Annotated in this window: 16 protein-coding genes and 1 pseudogene; 9 read left to right on the top strand and 8 right to left on the bottom strand. The window is 72.8% G+C overall.

What is annotated here, in order from left to right:
- Positions 1-7: 7 nt before the first annotated feature.
- From ACPXCS_RS10190 to ppk2, 3 genes and pseudogenes are all read left to right on the top strand, one after another.
- Positions 8-115 (top strand): annotated as a pseudogene (locus ACPXCS_RS10190) (thiamine pyrophosphate-dependent enzyme); the annotation flags it as partial.
- Positions 116-213: 98 nt separating this feature from the next.
- Positions 214-456 (top strand): DUF6411 family protein, encoded by a 243-nt coding sequence (locus ACPXCS_RS10185; RefSeq protein WP_190048241.1) that lies wholly within the window; start codon positions 214-216, stop codon positions 454-456.
- Between the two features lie 32 nt (positions 457-488).
- Positions 489-1,481: a polyphosphate kinase 2 gene (gene ppk2, locus ACPXCS_RS10180; RefSeq protein WP_425947267.1), complete on the top strand. Its 993-nt coding sequence runs from the start codon at positions 489-491 to the stop codon at positions 1,479-1,481.
- Positions 1,482-1,518: 37 nt separating this feature from the next.
- Here the strand turns inward: ppk2 and ACPXCS_RS10175 are convergent, their stop codons facing one another.
- From ACPXCS_RS10175 to ACPXCS_RS10165, 3 genes are all read right to left on the bottom strand, one after another.
- The gene (locus ACPXCS_RS10175) at positions 1,519-1,926 is read right to left on the bottom strand and encodes an ATP-binding protein (RefSeq protein WP_425947266.1); all 408 of its coding nucleotides are present in this window, start codon (positions 1,924-1,926) and stop codon (positions 1,519-1,521) included.
- Between the two features lie 76 nt (positions 1,927-2,002).
- Entirely contained in the window at positions 2,003-2,665 is a 663-nt protein-coding gene (locus tag ACPXCS_RS10170; protein ID WP_425947265.1) for a DUF7691 family protein, read from the bottom strand.
- 78 nt (positions 2,666-2,743) lie between these two features.
- Positions 2,744-2,998, bottom strand: coding sequence for a hypothetical protein (locus tag ACPXCS_RS10165; RefSeq protein WP_425947263.1), 255 nt, complete (start codon positions 2,996-2,998; stop codon positions 2,744-2,746).
- A 186-nt stretch (positions 2,999-3,184) separates the two neighbouring features.
- On the opposite strand from ACPXCS_RS10165, the gene ACPXCS_RS10160 reads away from it, so the two are divergent.
- Both ACPXCS_RS10160 and ACPXCS_RS10155 read left to right on the top strand, forming a co-directional pair.
- Positions 3,185-4,036: a serine hydrolase gene (locus tag ACPXCS_RS10160; protein ID WP_425947261.1), complete on the top strand. Its 852-nt coding sequence runs from the start codon at positions 3,185-3,187 to the stop codon at positions 4,034-4,036.
- A gap of 58 nt (positions 4,037-4,094) precedes the next feature.
- Positions 4,095-5,060, top strand: a complete 966-nt coding sequence (locus tag ACPXCS_RS10155; RefSeq protein WP_425947259.1) for an esterase-like activity of phytase family protein — start codon at positions 4,095-4,097, stop codon at positions 5,058-5,060.
- Here the strand turns inward: ACPXCS_RS10155 and ACPXCS_RS10150 are convergent, their stop codons facing one another.
- The gene (locus ACPXCS_RS10150; RefSeq protein ID WP_425947258.1) at positions 5,061-5,426 is read right to left on the bottom strand and encodes a hypothetical protein; all 366 of its coding nucleotides are present in this window, start codon (positions 5,424-5,426) and stop codon (positions 5,061-5,063) included.
- Positions 5,427-5,569: 143 nt separating this feature from the next.
- Here ACPXCS_RS10150 and ACPXCS_RS10145 point away from each other — a divergent pair, with 143 nt between their 5' ends.
- The 3 genes from ACPXCS_RS10145 (at position 5,570) to ACPXCS_RS10135 (ending at position 11,305) form a co-directional block, all read left to right on the top strand.
- On the top strand, positions 5,570-9,286 hold the full coding sequence (locus ACPXCS_RS10145) for an ABC transporter ATP-binding protein (protein WP_425947256.1): 3,717 nt from the start codon (positions 5,570-5,572) through the stop codon (positions 9,284-9,286).
- A gap of 110 nt (positions 9,287-9,396) precedes the next feature.
- A complete protein-coding gene (locus ACPXCS_RS10140) occupies positions 9,397-9,789 on the top strand; it encodes a hypothetical protein (RefSeq protein WP_425947254.1) in 393 nt (130 codons plus the stop codon).
- An 85-nt stretch (positions 9,790-9,874) separates the two neighbouring features.
- Complete coding sequence (locus tag ACPXCS_RS10135; RefSeq protein WP_425947252.1) at positions 9,875-11,305, top strand: S28 family serine protease; 1,431 nt, start codon at positions 9,875-9,877, stop codon at positions 11,303-11,305.
- 84 nt (positions 11,306-11,389) lie between these two features.
- On the opposite strand, the gene ACPXCS_RS10130 is transcribed toward ACPXCS_RS10135, so the two are convergent.
- The 3 genes from ACPXCS_RS10130 to ACPXCS_RS10120 form a co-directional block, all read right to left on the bottom strand.
- Positions 11,390-12,052 carry a hypothetical protein gene (locus ACPXCS_RS10130; RefSeq protein ID WP_425947251.1) on the bottom strand — a complete coding sequence of 221 codons (663 nt, stop codon included), beginning with the start codon at positions 12,050-12,052 and terminating at the stop codon, positions 11,390-11,392.
- Between the two features lie 113 nt (positions 12,053-12,165).
- Positions 12,166-14,001, bottom strand: a complete 1,836-nt coding sequence (locus ACPXCS_RS10125) for a glycoside hydrolase family 3 protein (RefSeq protein ID WP_425947249.1) — start codon at positions 13,999-14,001, stop codon at positions 12,166-12,168.
- 600 nt (positions 14,002-14,601) lie between these two features.
- Positions 14,602-15,519, bottom strand: a complete 918-nt coding sequence (locus tag ACPXCS_RS10120) for a LysR family transcriptional regulator (protein ID WP_425947248.1) — start codon at positions 15,517-15,519, stop codon at positions 14,602-14,604.
- A gap of 87 nt (positions 15,520-15,606) precedes the next feature.
- On the opposite strand from ACPXCS_RS10120, the gene ACPXCS_RS10115 reads away from it, so the two are divergent.
- Entirely contained in the window at positions 15,607-16,608 is a 1,002-nt protein-coding gene (locus ACPXCS_RS10115; protein WP_425947246.1) for an EamA family transporter, read from the top strand.
- Here the strand turns inward: ACPXCS_RS10115 and ACPXCS_RS10110 are convergent.
- Complete coding sequence (locus tag ACPXCS_RS10110; RefSeq protein WP_425947574.1) at positions 16,500-17,297, bottom strand: sugar phosphate isomerase/epimerase family protein; 798 nt, start codon at positions 17,295-17,297, stop codon at positions 16,500-16,502. The two genes, ACPXCS_RS10115 and ACPXCS_RS10110, sit on opposite strands and share 109 nt — an antisense overlap.
- Positions 17,298-17,325: the final 28 nt, after the last annotated feature.

Genomic DNA, 17,325 nt, shown 5'->3' with positions numbered 1-17,325 from the left:
CCTGCCCCCGGACCGCCTGGAGCAGGACCTCGCGAAGGCGCTGCGCACGCCCGGGCCCTCGGTGGTGCTGCTCCCGGCCGTGCTGCGGATGTTCGCGCCGACGCATCTGGACTGACGCGGGCCGGAGCGGCCGGGCGGAGTTTCCCGCTCCTCACATGGGAGGGCCAGGACGGGGCACCTGTGTATCCGCCGACCAGCGAAGGGGAGCACATCATGGCAATCGCCGCCGTCATAGCCGTCTGCGTCGTCCTGGCCGTCCTGGCCTTCCTCGTCCCCCGCCTCTCCCGCCATCCCGAACGCGGCACGCAGCGCACCCTCGGGGCCGGGGCCCGGGCCGGGGGCAAGGCGCCCGGCTTCCTGGGCCGGATCTTCAGCAAGCCCTTCCACAGCAGCTCGCGCGCGGTGAGCCGCAGCGGCTCGGCGGGTCGCCGCACCCGCGGCCGCCTGCCCTTCTGAGCGCCGCTGCGAACCGAGCGGGGAGCGCGGAGATGAACACCGAGAACACCGAGAACGCCGCGAACACCGAGATCGTCGAAGAGGGCGACGACCTGCTGGACGGGCTCACCGTCGACGCCAGCAGACGCGAGCAGCCGATCGTCCTGGACGCGGACGGACGCCCCATCCGCACCTGGCAGGAGAACTACCCCTACGACCGCAAGGTGGGGCGCAAGGAATACGAGCGGACCAAGCGCATCCTGCAGATCGAGCTGCTCAAGCTGCAGCGGTGGGTCAAGGAGACCGGCGCACGGGTGATCGTCGTCTGCGAAGGCCGGGACGCGGCGGGCAAGGGCGGCACGATCCAGCGGTTCATCGAGCGGCTCAACCCGCGCGGCGCCCGCGTGGTCGCCCTGGACAAGCCCACCGAGCGCGAAATGGGCCAGTGGTACTTCCAGCGGTACATCGCGCACCTGCCCACGGCCGGTGAGATCGTCTTCTTCGACCGCTCCTGGTACAACCGGGCCGGTGTGGAGCGCGTGATGGGCTTCTGCTCCAAGGACGAGTACGAGCTGTTCCTCGACCAGTGCCCGGCCTTCGAGCGGATGCTGGTCGACGACGGCGTCCTGCTGGTGAAGTTCTGGTTCTCCGTCTCCCGCTCGGAGCAGCGCACCCGCTTCGCGATACGGCAGGTCGACCCGGTGCGCCAGTGGAAGCTCTCCCCGACCGACCTGGCCTCGCTCGACCTGTGGGACGACTACACCGAGGCGAAGGTCGACATGTTCCGGGCCACGGACACCGAGCACGCCCCCTGGACCGTGGTCAAGAGCAACGACAAGCGGCGCGCCCGGCTGGAGACCATGCGCAGTCTGCTGTCGCGCATCGACTACGCCAGCAAGGACCACGAGGCGGTGGGCACCCCCGACCCCCTCATCGTCGGCGCCGCCGACACCCTGCTGGAGCCCGGTGAGGAGGACACGACCCTGTCACCCACCCCGCTGTCCGCCGGGGCGCAAGGCCCCGGCCGGCACCCGCGGACCGACTGACGCACCGGCTGACCGACGCCCGCCGCCCCGGCGGGCGTCACTCGGTGGCGGGCTCGGCAGGGCGGAAGCAGGCGGTCACCGACTTGCCGTGCCGCTGGCAGCGCATCCCCCACTCGTCGGCGAGCTCCTGCACGATCGCCACCCCGCGGCCGCCGACGTCCCCCGGCTCCGGCCGCCGCGGCCGGGGCAGGTTCGGGTCCTCGTCGTGGACGCTCACATGGAGGCAGTCGCCGTCCCAGGTGAGGACCAGGTGGGCGTCGCTGTGCGCGTGCACGTGCGCGTTGGTGATCAGCTCGGAGACGGCCAGCACGACGGAGTCCACCGTGTCCGGTTCCGTCGCGGCCCACGGCAGGGACGTCAGACGCTCCCGCGTCCACTCCCGCCCGGCGCGTACGCCCTCGGACATGGGGAACGAGTGCGCCCATCCCATCGCCTTCACCGCCACCGCCCGACCTCATCCCTCTCGGTCCTCGCTGCGTGCCCGGACCGGGTACCCGGGGAGCGCGCCGCCAGACATGGGGTCAGTGGAACCAGAACAGCAGCGTGTCCGGGGTCGTGCCGAGCGTGCGCGCGGTCTCCCACGCGCGCGCCTCGAACCGCATGGCGTCGACGAACCGGCGTGCCGCGTCGCGGAATTGGGGATCGAGCCGGTCCAGCACGGCCGCGTACGCCTCGGCGAGCGCGGCGGCCCGCCCGGCCGGCAGGGTCCCGATGGCCGGCACCGCGTCGCCCGGGTGGGGCAGGCGCAGCGGCGGGCCGCTGAACAGGAACGAACCGGGGAGCAGGTCGGACGGGACGCCGTACCGGGCCAGTTCGTCGTCCAGGGTGGGGAACCAGCTCGGCCGCCGCCAGGCGCCGAGGTCGGCCGGGTCGGAGAAGTGGGCCGCGACGACCTGGTAGAAGGCGTAGCTGTACGCCGGACACCGGTCGGTGCTCGGGGCGCCCTCGACCAGCTCGTCCAGGGCCCTGCCGATGGAGACGTCGAGCGGGAGGCCCTGCTCCGCGAAGCGGGCGTCGGTGCGCGCGCACTCCGTGCGGATCCGGGCGAGCGTGCGCTCCTGCTGCTCGGTCCGCTCCACCGCGGTGAGCAGCCGCACCACCGTTCTCATGTCGCCGGTGCTCATCTCGAGGCAGTAGCCCACCCTGTGCTTCCCTTCACCCGCTCGCCGGACACCGATGTCCATGATCCGGGACGGCGGGACGGCCCCGGACCGAGGGGCCGGGGCCGTTTCGCCTTCCTTCACCGGCCGGGTGACGGGGCGTCAGTCCACGTCGGACGGGTCCAGGCGGTGGACGGCGGCCCGGCCGGACTGTGCCGAGGTGCCCGCCTCCGAGCCGGAACTCGAACCGGAGTTGGTGCCGTTGCTGTAGTCGCTCTCGTCGACCGCCGTGCCGTGGCGCTGCACCCAGGCGGTGACCTCGGAGCTGACGGTGGAGCCGCCGCCCATGCCGCCGCCCAGCTGGACGTAGTGCAGCTCGCCGTTCTTCACCAGCTCCTCGAGCCGGGTCAGCGTCATCGCCTTGTCGCTGCCGGACCGAGCAGCCAGGTGGCGCCGTCCCGTGCATCGTGGGCGGGCCCGGTGTGCGGCCCCTGTGCCGAAACTGGCCGCCGCCTGTGGAACCGCACTGCGTCCGGTAACGAATCGCACAAGCCTGGGCCAGGGCCTACAACCTTTGCCCCGCGTCCGTGAGTCAGGACGTGCATGACTTCTGGGATATCCCGCCGCGCGAGAGTGCTGGCGGCGGCCGTGGGTACGGGCGTGCTCGTGCCACTCGTCGCCGCCGCCACGCCCGCTGCCGCCGCCACGCCGACCGTGAGCTGCACCTCGGCCAGGGCCGGTCTGGCCGACAAGCTGAAGAAGGACATCACCGCCGCGCTCGCCACCCGCAAGGGCACGGTCGCCGTCGGCCTCCACGACCGCAGCACCAACACCACGTGCACCCTGCGCGCGAGCTCCGCCTACGACTCGGCCAGCGTCGTCAAGGTCACCGTCCTCGCCACGCTGCTGTGGGACGCGAAGAAGACCGACCGCTATCTCACCGACCGCGAGAACACCCTCGCGAAGGCCATGATCACCAAGTCGGACAACGCCGCGACCTCCACCCTGTGGAAGCAGCTCGGCATGACGAAGATCAAGGGCTTCCTCGCCGCGGCCGGCATGACCCAGACCAAGCCCGGCGCGGACGGCTACTGGGGCCTGACGCAGATCACCGTCACCGACGAGCAGAAGCTGCTGAAGCTCATCACCGGCAAGAACACGGTCCTGAGCGACAACTCCCGCGCCTACATCCTCAAGCTGATGAGCCAGGTCGTCTCGTCCCAGCGCTGGGGCACCCCGTACGGCGTGCCCGCGGGTGTCACCGTGGCCGTCAAGAACGGCTGGCTGCAGCGCTCCACGAACGGCTGGCGGGTGCACAGCATCGGCGCGTTCAAGGGCGGCGGCCACGACTACACGATGACCGTGCTCACCCACGGCAACAGCACGATGAACTACGGCATCGCCACCATCCAGGCGGTCGCCAAGGTCATCCACCGGGATCTGGCCGCGAGCTGAGCCGACGCTTCACCGCGCCGCCCCCCGGGCGTCACCGGTCGGTCCTACGGTGACGCCCATGCCCTTCAGAACCCACCTCGCCCTCCTCACGGCGGGTCTGGCGGCGGCCACGTGCCTGACCGCCGCCGGCCCCGCCCAGGCGTCGACGTCCCACGCCTGCTCACCGTCCGTCTCCCTGGACCGCTTTTCCGACGCGCTCGACAAGACGACGTACGGCGGCACCGTCGTCGGCAACCTCTCCGCGCTGGCCGTCGACCGGGACGGCTCCCTGGCCGCCCTCTCCGACCGCTCCGCCCTCTTCCGCCTGGACCCGCGGACGCTGCGGCCCCGGTCCGTGCTCCCCCTGTCCGACGAGAAGGGGGCCGCACTCGACTCCGAGGGCCTGGTCGTGGACCGGGACGGCACCTACCTCGTCTCCTCCGAGACCGAGCCGTCGGTGCGCCGCCACTCCCGCACCGGCGCGGTCCTCGACCGGCTCCCCGTCCCGGACGACCTGCGCGTGGCCCCCGCGGGCGGCGGCCGGGCCAACGGCACCTTCGAGGGCCTGACCCTGCTGCCCGGCGGCCGCACCCTCGTGGCGTCCATGGAGTACCCGCTGGCCGGCGACCCGGCCGACACCGTCCGCTTCCAGACCTGGCAGCGGCACGGCTCCCGCTTCCGGCTCGGCGCCCAGTACACCTACCGCACCGACCCCGGCCTCGGTGTCCCCGAGATCCGGGCCACCCCCGACGGTCGCCTCCTGGTCCTGGAGCGCGGCTTCACGGCGGGCGTCGGCAACACGGTCCGCCTCTACCTGGCCGACCCCCGCCACGGCATGCGCAAGACCCTGCTCACCGACCTCGTGACCTGCCCGCCCCTGGGAGCCACGGCCAAGCAGCCCCAGCCGAACCCGCTGCTGGACAACATCGAGGCCATCACGATCACCGGCCGCACGAAGAACACCCTGAGGGTCCTGCTCGCCAGCGACGACAACGAGAACCCGGCCCAGACGACCCGCTTCTACGCACTGCGGGTACGCCTGTGATCACATCTCCCAGCCGAGCAGCGGTACACGGACCCCGGTGAGCAGGGCCACGGCCAGCGCCGCCGACAGCAGCAGCACCGCGGCGAGCCGTACGACGGCGACCGCGTCCACCGCGGTGCGCAGCGGCGGCCAGGGCAGCAGACGCAGCGACCAGGTCAGCGCGACCGAGGCGGCGAGCGGCAGCGCCAAGCGGGCCAGCTCCGCCTCCCCGGACACCTGGCGCGGCGCGCTCGGATCCAGGTCGTAGCCCTCCGCGTACATCGCGAAGGCCAGCACGCGCCAGCACAGGGCGGCGCACAGGCTCGCCAGAGCCTCGGCCGGGGCGAAGCGCGGCCGCCGTCCTGCCTGCACAAGGGAGTGGAGCATGATCGGACGACCTTAACGCGGTCCTGGTCCCTGCGACGGAGGTTCCCTCGGTCGGAGGTCGGGAACGGGCCGGCGCGGGATGAAATCCGCTGCCCGGCGCGTTGGTGCCTTCCGGCAGAACAGGACGACTGGAAGGCACCGGCGTGACACCGAAACGGGGATGGGCACGACGACTGTGGGCCTATGCGTGGCGCCACCCCAAGGACGTCGTACTCGCTCTCGGCTCCTCCCTCGCCGGCATGGCCGTGATGGCCCTCGTCCCGCTGGTCACCAAGGTGATCATCGACGACGTCATCACCGACCACACGAGGGACATGGAAACCTGGGCCGGGCTGCTCATCGGCGCCGCCCTGATCGTCTACGTCCTCACCTACGTCCGCCGCTACTACGGCGGCCGCCTCGCCCTCGACGTCCAGCACGACCTGCGGACGGAGATGTTCGGCACGATCACCCGGCTCGACGGCCGCCGCCAGGACGAGCTGTCCACCGGCCAGGTCATCGGCCGCGCCACCAGCGACCTGCAGCTGATCCAGGGCCTGCTCTTCATGCTCCCGATGACCATCGGGAACTTCATGCTCTTCCTGATCTCCCTGGTGATCATGGCGTGGCTGTCCGTGCCGCTCACCCTGGTCGCCCTGGCCGTGGCGCCCGCCCTGTGGTGGATCGCCCGGCGCAGCCGCACCCGGCTGCACCCCTCCACCTGGTACGCCCAGGCCCAGGCCGCCGCCGTCGCGGGCGTGGTCGACGGCGCCGTCAGCGGTGTGCGCGTGGTGAAGGGCTTCGGGCAGGAGGACCAGGAGACCGGCAAGCTCCGGGACGTCAGCCGCAGGCTCTTCGCGGGCCGGCTGCGCACCATCCGCCTGAACTCCGTCTACACCCCGGCCCTGCAGGCCGTCCCCGCCCTCGGCCAGGTCGCGATGCTGGCCCTCGGCGGCTGGCTGGCGGTGCGCGGGCACATCACGCTCGGCACGTTCGTCGCCTTCTCCACCTACCTCGCGCAGCTGGTCGGCCCGGTCCGCATGCTCGCCATGGTGCTCACGGTCGGCCAGCAGGCCCGCGCCGGCACCGAGCGCGTCCTGGAGCTGATCGACACCGAGCCGTCGCTGGCCGACGGCACCAAGGAACTGCCCGCCGACGCCCCCGCGACCGTCGAGTTCGACGACGTCTCCTTCGGCTACGAGCCCGGCCGCCCGGTCCTCGACGGCCTCTCCTTCGACATCCGCCCCGGCGAGACCCTGGCCGTCGTCGGCTCCTCCGGCTCCGGCAAGTCCACCGTCTCCCTGCTCCTGCCGCGCTTCTACGACGTCAGCCGCGGTGCCGTCCTGGTCGGCGGGCACGACGTGCGCGAGCTGTCCCTGGAGTCGCTGCGGTCCGCGATCGGGCTGGTCCCGGAGGACTCGTTCCTCTTCTCCGACACCGTCCGCAACAACATCGCCTACGGCCGCCCCGACGCCACGCAGGAGCAGATCGAGAAGGCCGCCCGCGCGGCCCAGGCGGACCGGTTCATCGCCGAACTGCCCGACGGCTACGACACCACCGTCGGTGAGCACGGTCTCACCCTCTCCGGCGGCCAGCGCCAGCGCGTCGCCCTGGCCCGCGCCATCCTCAGCGATCCGCGCCTGCTCGTCCTGGACGACGCCACCTCCGCCGTGGACGCCCGCGTGGAGCACGAGATCCACGAGGCGCTCAAGGGCGTCATGCGCGGCCGCACGACCCTGCTGATCGCCCACCGCCGCTCCACCCTGAACCTCGCCGACCGCATCGCCGTGCTGGACGGCGGCCGGCTCGCCGACATCGGCACCCACGACGAACTCCAGGAGCGCTCGGCGCTCTACCGGCGCTTGCTCACCGACCCCGACGAGCTGGGCGCGGTCTCCCCGGGCCACACCCCGCCCGCCTGCCCCGAGGAGGACACCTCCGTACGGGACGAGCTGGACGCCGAGTTCGACGCCGAGCGCGGAGTCACCCCGCGGCTGTGGACCGGCGACCGCGAGCGCAAGGACCCCGCCCTCGCCGAGAGCCCCGCCACCCCCGAGCTGCTCGCCCAGGTCGAGGCGCTGCCCCCGGCCACCGACGTGCCGGACGTCGACGAGTCCCGGGCCGTCCGGCCGGAGGAGTCCTACGGCCTGCGCCGACTGCTGGGCGGCTTCGGGCTGCCGCTGCTGGTCAGCCTCGCCCTGGTCGCCACCGACGCGGGCATGGGCCTGCTGCTGCCGGTGCTGATCCGGCACGGCATCGACTCGGGCGTCACGCAGGCCTCGCTCGGCGCGGTGTGGGCGGCGGCGCTGCTCGCGCTGCTGACGGTGGCCGTGCAGTGGGCGGCCCAGATCGGCGAGACCCGCATGACCGGACGGACCGGTGAGCGGGTGCTGTACGCCCTGCGGCTGAAGATCTTCGCCCAGCTCCAGCGCCTCGGGCTCGACTACTACGAGCGGGAGCTGACCGGCCGGATCATGACCCGGATGACGACCGACGTCGACGCGCTGTCGACGTTCCTGCAGACGGGCCTGGTCACCGCGTTCGTCTCGGTCGTCACCTTCTTCGGCATCATGGGCGCCCTGCTGGTGATCGACCTGGAGCTGGCGCTGGTCGTCTTCGCGACGCTGCCGCCGCTGATCCTCGCCACGTACTTCTTCCGCCGGGCCAGCGTGAAGGCCTACGAACTGGCCCGCGAGCGCGTGTCGGTGGTCAACGCCGACCTGCAGGAGTCGGTGTCGGGGCTGCGGATCGTGCAGGCCTTCCGGCGTGAGCGGGACGGCGGCCTGCGGTTCGCCGAGCACAGCGACAGCTACCGGCAGGCCCGTATCCGCGGCCAGTGGCTGATCTCCGTGTACTTCCCGTTCGTGCAGTTCCTGTCGTCGGTGGCGGCAGCCGCCGTGCTGGTCGTGGGCGGCGCCCGGGTCGACGACGGCACGCTGGCGATCGGCTCCCTGGTGGCGTACCTGCTCTACATCGACCTGTTCTTCGCGCCCGTGCAGCAGCTCTCCCAGGTCTTCGACGGCTACCAGCAGGCGTCCGTCTCGCTGGGCCGCATCCAGGAGCTGCTGCGGGAGCCGACGTCGACGAAGTCCGCCGACGAACCGCGCGAGGTGCTGTCCCTGCGGGGCGAGATCGCCTTCGAAAACGTGCACTTCGCGTACGGCGAGGATGAGGAGGCGCTCGGCGGCGTCGACCTGCGCATCCCGGCCGGGCAGACCGTCGCGTTCGTCGGCGAGACCGGCGCGGGCAAGTCGACCCTCGTCAAGCTCGTCGCCCGCTTCTACGACCCGACCGGCGGCCGGGTCACCGTCGACGGCGCCGACCTGCGGACCCTGGACCTCACCTCGTACCGGCACCGTCTGGGGGTCGTCCCGCAGGAGGCGTACCTCTTCCAGGGCACCGTCCGCGACGCCATCGCCTACGGCCGTCCCGAGGCCACCGACGCCGAGGTGGAGGCCGCGGCCCGTGCCGTCGGCGCGCACGACATGATCGCCACGCTGGAGGGCGGCTACCTGCACGAGGTCGCCGAGCGCGGCCGCAACCTCTCCGCCGGGCAGCGCCAGCTGATCGCCCTGGCCCGGGCCGAGCTGGTCGACCCGGACGTGCTGCTGCTCGACGAGGCCACGGCCGCCCTCGACCTGGCCACGGAGGCCCAGGTCAACCAGGCCACCGACCGGCTCGCCGGACGCCGCACCACCCTGGTCGTCGCCCACCGGCTCACCACCGCCGCCCGCGCCGACCGGGTCGTCGTCATGGACCACGGCCGGGTCGCCGAGGACGGCACGCACGAGGAACTCCTCGCGCGCGGCGGCCGGTACGCCGAGCTGTGGCGGACGTTCATCGGCGCCGAGCCGGAGGAGCCGGTCGGCGTGCCCCGTTGAGCGTCACGCACAGCGCTTCCGTAACGCCCGTGCAACCATCCGACATACGTCATGCGTCCGTACAGCCGTACGCCGATGGTCGCGGACGACGCGGTACGGGAGGACGGACAGTGGACAGTGGAGCGATACGGCGGCGGCTCGCGCTCGGCCTGGCCGTGCTGACCGCCTCCGGACTCCTCGCGGTCGCGGCCCCGGGCGAGGCGCAGGCCGCCGCCTCCGCGTACTGCCCCGGCCGCAAGGTCCGCACCCTGCCGTTCTCCACCGGCACCGTGCTCGTCTACAAGCGCGGCGGCTACGTCTGCGCCGTGACCCTCGCCGAACGGCCCGGCGTGAAGCGCACGATGTCGGTGAGCGTGCAGGCGCGCGGCAACCGGCCGGTCGTCGACCAGGGCCGGTACGCCCACCACGCGGGCCCGGTGACCGTGCACGCCGGACGCCGCTGCGTCTGGCTCAAGGGCCGGGTGGGAGCGGGGCGCTACAGCTCCGGCTGGATCCTGTGCTGACACAGGGTTTTCCCTATGTCCCCTGGTGCTCGGGTGAGTTGGTCCGCTAGCTTCCGGCGCACATCTGTCTCACAGGGGAGTGCGCATGCGCAAGGCGCTCAGATGGCTGCTGGCGCTCACGGTGCTCATAGGCACGTTGAGCACGGCCGGGGCGGCCACCGCCGCCGAGCCGGAGGCCGGCACCGCTGACATCAAGGAGAGACTGCTCTCCGTACCGGGCCTGAGCCTGGTCGAGGAGAAGCCGTACGCGGGTTACCGCTTCTTCGTCCTGAACTACACGCAGCCGATCGACCACCGCAAGCCGTCCAAGGGCACGTTCCAGCAGCGCATCACCGTGCTGCACAAGGACGTCGCGCGCCCGACGGTGTTCTTCACCAGCGGCTACAACGTCTCCACGACGCCCCGCCGCAGCGAGCCCACGCAGATCGTGGACGGCAACCAGGTCTCCCTGGAGTACCGCTTCTTCACCCCGTCCCGGCCCCAGCCGGCCGACTGGACCAAGCTGGACATCTGGCAGGCCGCCAGCGACCAGCACCGCGTCTTCACGGCCCTGAAGGGCATCTACGGCAAGAAGTGGCTCTCCACGGGCGGCTCGAAGGGCGGCATGACCGCCACCTACTACGAGCGCTTCTACCCCCGCGACATGGACGGCGTGGTCGCCTACGTCGCCCCCAACGACGTCGTCAACAAGGAGGACTCGGCCTACGACCGCTTCTTCGCCACCGTCGGCACCGAGGAGTGCCGGGACCGGCTGAACGGGGTGCAGCGCGAGGCGCTGGTACGCCGGGAGCCGCTGGAGAAGAAGTACGCCGCCTTCGCCGCGGAGAACGGCCTCACCTTCACCACCATCGGCAGCCTGGACAAGGCCTACGAGGCGACCGTCCTGGACTACGTGTGGGGCTTCTGGCAGTACAGCGGGCTGTCCGACTGCGAGCAGATCCCGGCCGACGCGAAGAACGCCACCGACGACGAGATCTGGACCTCCGTCGACACCATCTCCGGCTTCTCCGCCTACGCCGACCAGGGCCTGTCGAACTACACGCCGTACTACTACCAGGCGGGCACGCAGCTCGGCGCGCCGACGATCCACTTCCCGCACATCGAGAAGCAGTACATCCGCTACGGCTACCAGCCGCCGCGCAACTTCGTCCCGCGGGACATCCCCATGCGGTTCCAGCCGCAGGCGATGCGTGACGTCGACACCTGGGTGCGGCACAACGCGCGCCAGATGCTGTTCGTCAACGGCCAGAACGACCCGTGGAGCGCGGAACCGTTCCGCCTCGGCAAGGGCGCGAAGGACTCCTACGTCTTCACCGCCCCGGGCATGAACCACGGCGCCAACGTCGCGGGCCTCGTGCCCGAGCAGAAGGCGCTCGCCACCGCCCGCATCCTCGAGTGGGCCGGCGTCGCCCCGAGCGCGGTGCAGGCCGACCCGCAGGCGGCCAAGCCGCTGGCGAAGTTCGACGCCAAGCTCGACAAGCGGGACATGCAGCGGGAGATGACGCTCCGCCCGTAACCACCCGCCACCGGACCCGACCGCCCTCCGTCCCACCGGACGGAGGGCGGTCGGCACTTGCCGGTCGATGAGCTGGCTGTGTGCTCACCACGGCCGGGCGCACCCCACGGGCCGGTCCCCGCCGAGTCGTACGTACAGTGCGGTCGTGTCAGGGCAGCCGGAGCGTTTCACGGCCGCCCGTACCACCTTGTACTCGGGCTTCCGCTCACCCGTGCCGTCGCACGCCGTCTCGCGGACCTGCCCGCCGCCGAGGCGGTAGACGCAGTCGCCGACGACGGTGCGCGGTCCGCCCCCGCCGCCCGGGTCGCCGGGGTGCGGGGGCTGGAGGTTGCGCATGCAGGCGTAGCCCTGCGGCACCGCCCCGTCGCCGTCCTCGTCGGAGGAGGGCCGCTGTTCGCTGATGTGCAGCACGAAGTCCGTGGTCGCCGGGCAGCGCGGACCGTCCCGGACGGTGCCGTCGTGCCGCGTCACGACCCGGGCCGCCGCCCGTTCCCCCGTGCACGGCACCTCGGTGAAGCTGGTCGTCCCGAAGGAGCTGCACTCGCCGACCGCGAGGAACACCGCCCCGTAACCGGACGGCCGCGTCGGCGCCGGCGGCACCGTGGAGGTCCGGCCGGTCCCGGAGGCCGGCCCGCCCAGCCGGCCGTCCTCCGCCGCGCCGCCCGACGGGCTCTGGCACCCGGTCAGCAGCGCTCCGAGCAGCACCAGCAGCCCCCACACCACCCCCGCCGCACTTCTCTCACGCATCGCCGACCCCCCGAGTACTCCGGCCCAGCGTGACCCGCCCGGGCGGGCCCACGCCAGGCACATGGGTCGGTTTGCGCACGTTGGGGGTGGTGCGCCCGTTCCATGACGTACGTCTAGTACGTCAGCCCGTACCCGATCGGGTACAGCACCTGCTCCGGATCATCCGCCCGCTGCACGGCCACCGGCAGCCGCCCGCGCGGCTTCACCCGTCCCGCGATCACCCGCGCGGCGGCCCGCAGTTCGACGTCGGTCCAGGACCAGGCGGCCAGGAAGGCCGGCACGGACGGCAGCCGGGCCACGTCGTAGGGGTTGCGGATCGCGACCGCCACGACCGGCCTGCCGGTCGCCACGAGCTGCTCGACGAGCGTCCTCTGGCTGCTGCCCGCGGTGACGTTGTAGGTGGCGGCCACCACCGCGTCCACGTCCGCGGCCGCCGCGACCGCCTTCGCGATCGTCGCAGCGGAGGGGGCGGTGCCGGTCGACAGGGCGGTGGCCGTGAAGCCCAGCTCCGACAGCGCGCCCGCCAGGACGCCCGTGGGGGGACCGGTCGTCCCGGAGGGGGAGGCCGGATCCGCGCCCACCACCAGCACCCTCGGGTGCCGGCGCCGGGACAGCGGCAGCAGCCTTCCCTCGTTGACGAGCAGGGTGGTGGTCCGCTCGGCGATCCGGTCGGCCGCCTTCAGGTGCGCCCGGGTCCCGACGGTCCGCTCCACACCGGCCTGACCGACGTACGGCGAACGGAACAGCCCCAGCCTCGCCTTGAGCCGCAGGATCCGCAGAACCGATGCGTCGAGCCGTGCCTCGGTGAGCTCGCCGTCCCGTACGGCGGCCAGCACGGCGTTCCAGGCGAGGTCCAGGTCGGGCGGGTTGAGCAGCTGGTCCACGCCCGCCTTGAGCGCGAGCACCGGCACCCGGTCGTCGCCGTACTTGGTGCGGACGCCCTCCATGCCGAGGGAGTCGGTGACGACGACACCGTCGTAGCCGAGGTGCTCGCGGAGGATGCCGGTGAGGATCGGCCGGGACAGGGTGGCCGGGTCGCCGGAACCGTCCAGGGCCGGGACCATCAGGTGCGCCGTCATGATCGAGTCGATCCCGGCGGCGATGGCGGCCCGGAAGGGCGGGGCGTCCAGCTTCTCCCACAGCTCGCGGCTGTGCGTGATGGTGGGGAAGCCGGTGTGGCTGTCGACGTTGGTGTCCCCGTGCCCGGGGAAGTGCTTGGCGGTGGCGGCGACCCCGGACCCCTGGTACCCGGCGACCTCGGCCGCCACCAGCGCGGACACGGCCCGCGGGTCGGCGCCGAAGGACCGTACGCCGATGACCGGGTTGGCCGGGTTGACGTTCACGTCGGCGACGGGGGAGTAGTTCTGCCGGATGCCCATCGCGCGCAGCTCGGCGCCCGCGATCCGGCCCAGCGTCCGGGCGTCCGGCCGCGAGCCGCCCGCCCCCAGGGCCATGGCGCCGGGGAACAGCGTGGCGGGCCGGCCCACCCGGGCCACGATGCCGTGCTCCTGGTCGGTGGAGATGAGCACCGGCAGGCCGCGCGGCAGACCGAGGGAGGCCCGCTGGATGCCGTCGGACAGGTCGGCGATCTGGTGCGGCTCGCGCGTGTTGTGCGCCCAGGCGAAGTAGATGATGCCGCCGACCCGGTACCTCTCGACCAGCTCGGCGGCCGTGCGGACACCGATCTCCTTGAGGTTGGCGTCGATGTCGGCCTGGTCGGGTGCGGTGGCGGAGTGGCCGTAGACCCGCATCACGAAGAGCTGTCCGACCTTCTCCTCCAGCGTCATGCGGGAGACGAGGGCACGCAGCCCGCTGTCGTCGGGGGCACCGGCCGCGGCGGCGGGCGCGGTGGCCGCGAGGGCGGCGGTGAGGCCGGCGCCGGCGGCGAGGAGGGTGCGTCTGGAGGGCTGTGCGGTGCTTCCCGTGCTTGACGTGCCGGTGTCGTGCACGTGCGCTCCTTCCGGAGGTGATCCGCTGGGATCCGCTGAAGGAAACTTCCAGGAGATCACCAATAACCGGGAAGTTTCTGCCAGTCAAGGGAATGCACAGTAACCAACGAGGGGCCGCCATCGGCGCGGTTGGAGGGGGGCGCGCCGATGGCGGCGGTGCCGCCGGCCCCGGTACGGCGGAGAGGGTGGTCAGCGATCGCAGCCAGCAGCGAGGGCCGACACCGCACCGTGGAGACTCTCCGGCGGCCTGCGATTGGACGCCCCGGGTCCGGTCCGGGTTCCCGACTCGCCCTCGATTTCGGCAAGTCGGGACGGGGGAGGCGGGAGGGGCGCGCGGGGCGGGGGAGCCGGCTTCGGAGCCGTTCGCGGGGCGGGGGAGCCGGCTTCGAAGCCGTTCGCGAGACGGGCGCGGCGGCCCGGCCGAGGGCCGGGGGAACCTCACCGGGCGACGGACCGGGGCGAAGGAACGTCAGCGGGACGCCCCGGATCCCGGCCCGAGTCCAACCCCGGGGCCCCGGCCCGACCTCGGCCCCGGCCCCGTCCCGCCGCTGGCCTCGTCCTGCCGCCTGCCGCCTGCCGCCGCACCCCGTGGGCACCACGTCAGCGGGGTGTGTGGGCCGAGGCCTTCGGCCACTGCTCGCCGAGGACCCGTACGGTCTCGGCGATGGCCGGCCGGCGGGCCGCGCCCTTGCGCCACAGCGCGTACAGCCGCCGCACCGGCAGCGGGTCGAGGGCCACCTCCACCACCCCCGCCGGGAGCGGCCCCCGGCCCAGCCGCGGGATGAGCGCGATGCCGAGCCCGGCCGCGACGAGGGCGACGAGGGTGGGGTTCTCGTCGGCCTGGTGGACGATGTCCGGCTCGTGCCCGGCCGCGCGCAGCGTGCGCAGCAGCCAGTCGTGGCAGACCCGGCCCGGCGGCTGGCAGATCCACCGCTCGCCGCCCAGCTCCTCCCGCCGTACGGCGTCCCGCCCGGCGAAGGGATGCCCCTCGGGCACGAGCAGGTCGCACAGGTCGTCCCCGATCACCGTCTGTTCGAGGCCCGGCGGGGCGGGCAGCGGCGCGATGTCCCAGTCGTGCGCGACGGCCAGGTCGACGGCGCCCTTCACCACCAGGTCGACGGACAGATGCGGGTCGACCTCACTGAGCCGCGCGTCCAGCGCGGGGTGCCTGCGGCCCAGCTCGGCGAGGACGCCCGGCATCAGCCCGCGCGCCGCCGAGGCGAACGCGGCGACGGTCAGCCGCCCGGCCGGCAGCCCCCGCCGCTCCTCCAGCGCGGTCTCGGCACGCTCCACGATGGCCAGCAACTCCTGCGCGGTCGCGGCCAGTTGCCGCGCCTCGTCGGTGAGCCGGACGCCCCGGCCCTCGCGCTCCAGCAGCACGGTCCGGGTCTCCCGCTCCAGCTTGGCGATCTGCTGGGACACGGCGGAGGGCGTGTACCCGAGCGCGACGGCGGCGGCGCCGACCGTGCCGTGCACGGAGACGGCGTGCAGGGCACGCAGCCGCTGCAGATCGAGCATGAGCCCTCCCTCTGATTAGCGACGCTTCATCCCATCATGCAGGAATCATCGCTGGTGCTTCACGATCCCAGGGGTGATGCTCACGGCATGCGCCCCTCCCACCTCGTCCTCGCCGTGCTGGTCGCCGCCGTCTGGGGCGTCAACTTCACGGTCATAGAGATCGGCCTGGACCACTTCCCGCCGCTGCTCTTCTCCGCCCTGCGCTTCCTCGCGGCGGCGCTCCCGGCGGTGTTCTTCGTGGGCCGCCCGAAGGTGGCCTGGAAGTGGATCGTGTCCGTCGGGCTCGTGCTGGGCGTGGCGAAGTTCGGTCTGCTCTTCGTCGGCATGGACGCCGGCATGCCGGCGGGCCTGTCCTCCCTGGTCCTGCAGATCCAGGCGGTCTTCACGGCGGTCATCGCCGCCCTGGTCCTCGGCGAACGCCCGTCCCGGGTCCGCCTGCTGGGCATGCTGGTGGCCCTGGCCGGCATCGCCGTGGCGGCCGTCGACGAGGGCGCCTCGGGCCCGCTCGGCGCCTTCGCGCTGGTCGTCGCGGCCGCGGCCTGCTGGGGCGCGTCGAACGTCCTCACCCGCAAGGCGGCCCCCGCCGACTCCCTGAACTTCATGGTCTGGGTCAGCACCGTGCCGGTCCTGCCCCTGCTGGCCCTGTCCCTCCTCCTCGAAGGCCCCTCCCGCGATCTGGCGGCCCTGCGCGCCCTGGACTGGCAGGGCGCGGGCACGGTCGTCTACGTCGCCTGGATCACCACGGTCTTCGGCTTCGGCGCCTGGGGCTTCCTCCTGCGCCGGCACCCCGCCTCCACGGTCGCGCCCTTCTCCCTCCTCGTCCCGGTCTTCGGCATGTCGTCGGCGGCACTGTTCCTGGGCGAACCGGTGAGCCCGCTGCGCTGGTGCGCGGCGGCCCTGCTGGTGGGCGGGGTGACGCTGACGTCCGTGCCGCCCCGCCGCACCACCCCGTCCGCCACGGCGCCGCGGCCGGCGGCGGATCAGCGGGTGTGCTCGACGAACCTCGCCGCCGTCTCGGCCAGCACCTCGCGCCCGTCGCGTGCCCACAACCCGGCGTTGAACAGCTCGACTTCGATCGGCCCGGAGTAGCCCGCGTCCTCCACGTACCCCAGCCACTGCCGCATGTCGATCGCGCCGTCGCCGATCTGGCCGCGGCCGGTGAGGACGCCCTCGGGCAGGGGGGTCGTCCAGTCGGCGAGCTGGAAGGTGTGGATGCGGCCGCCCCGGCCGGCGCGGGCGATCTGCGCGGGGGCGGTGTCGTCCCACCAGATGTGGTACGTGTCGACCGTGACGCCGACCTGCTGCGCGGGGAAGCGTTCCGCGAGGTCCAGGGCCTGGGCGAGCGTGGAGACCACACAGCGGTCGGCGGCGTACATCGGGTGCAGCGGCTCGATCGCCAGGCGGACGCCGTGCCGCTGCGCGTACGGGCCCAGTTCCGCCAGCGCGTCCGCGATCCGTTCGCGCGCCCCGTGCAGGTCCTTCGAACCCGCCGGGAGCCCGCCCGAGACCAGGACCAGGGTGTCCGTGCCGAGCGCCGCCGCCTCCTCGATCGCGCGGCGGTTGTCGGCCAGCGCCTCGTCCCGCTCCCGCGGGTCGACCGCGGTGAGGAAGCCGCCCCGGCACAACGTCGTCACCGTCAGGCCCGCGTCCCGCACGAGCTTCGCCGTGGCCTCCAGGCCGTGCGCCTGCACCGGCTCACGCCACAGGCCCACGTGGCGGACGCCCAGGTCATCGCATGTGTCCACCAGTTCCGGCAGCGACAGCTGCTTCACCGTCATCTGGTTGATGGAGAAACGGTCCAGCCCG

Source organism: Streptomyces sp. DT190 (assembly GCF_049846985.1).
Taxonomy (GTDB): domain Bacteria; phylum Actinomycetota; class Actinomycetes; order Streptomycetales; family Streptomycetaceae; genus Streptomyces.
The sequence above is the reverse complement of the archived record's forward strand: the minus strand, read 5'-3'. Positions and strand labels throughout refer to the sequence as shown.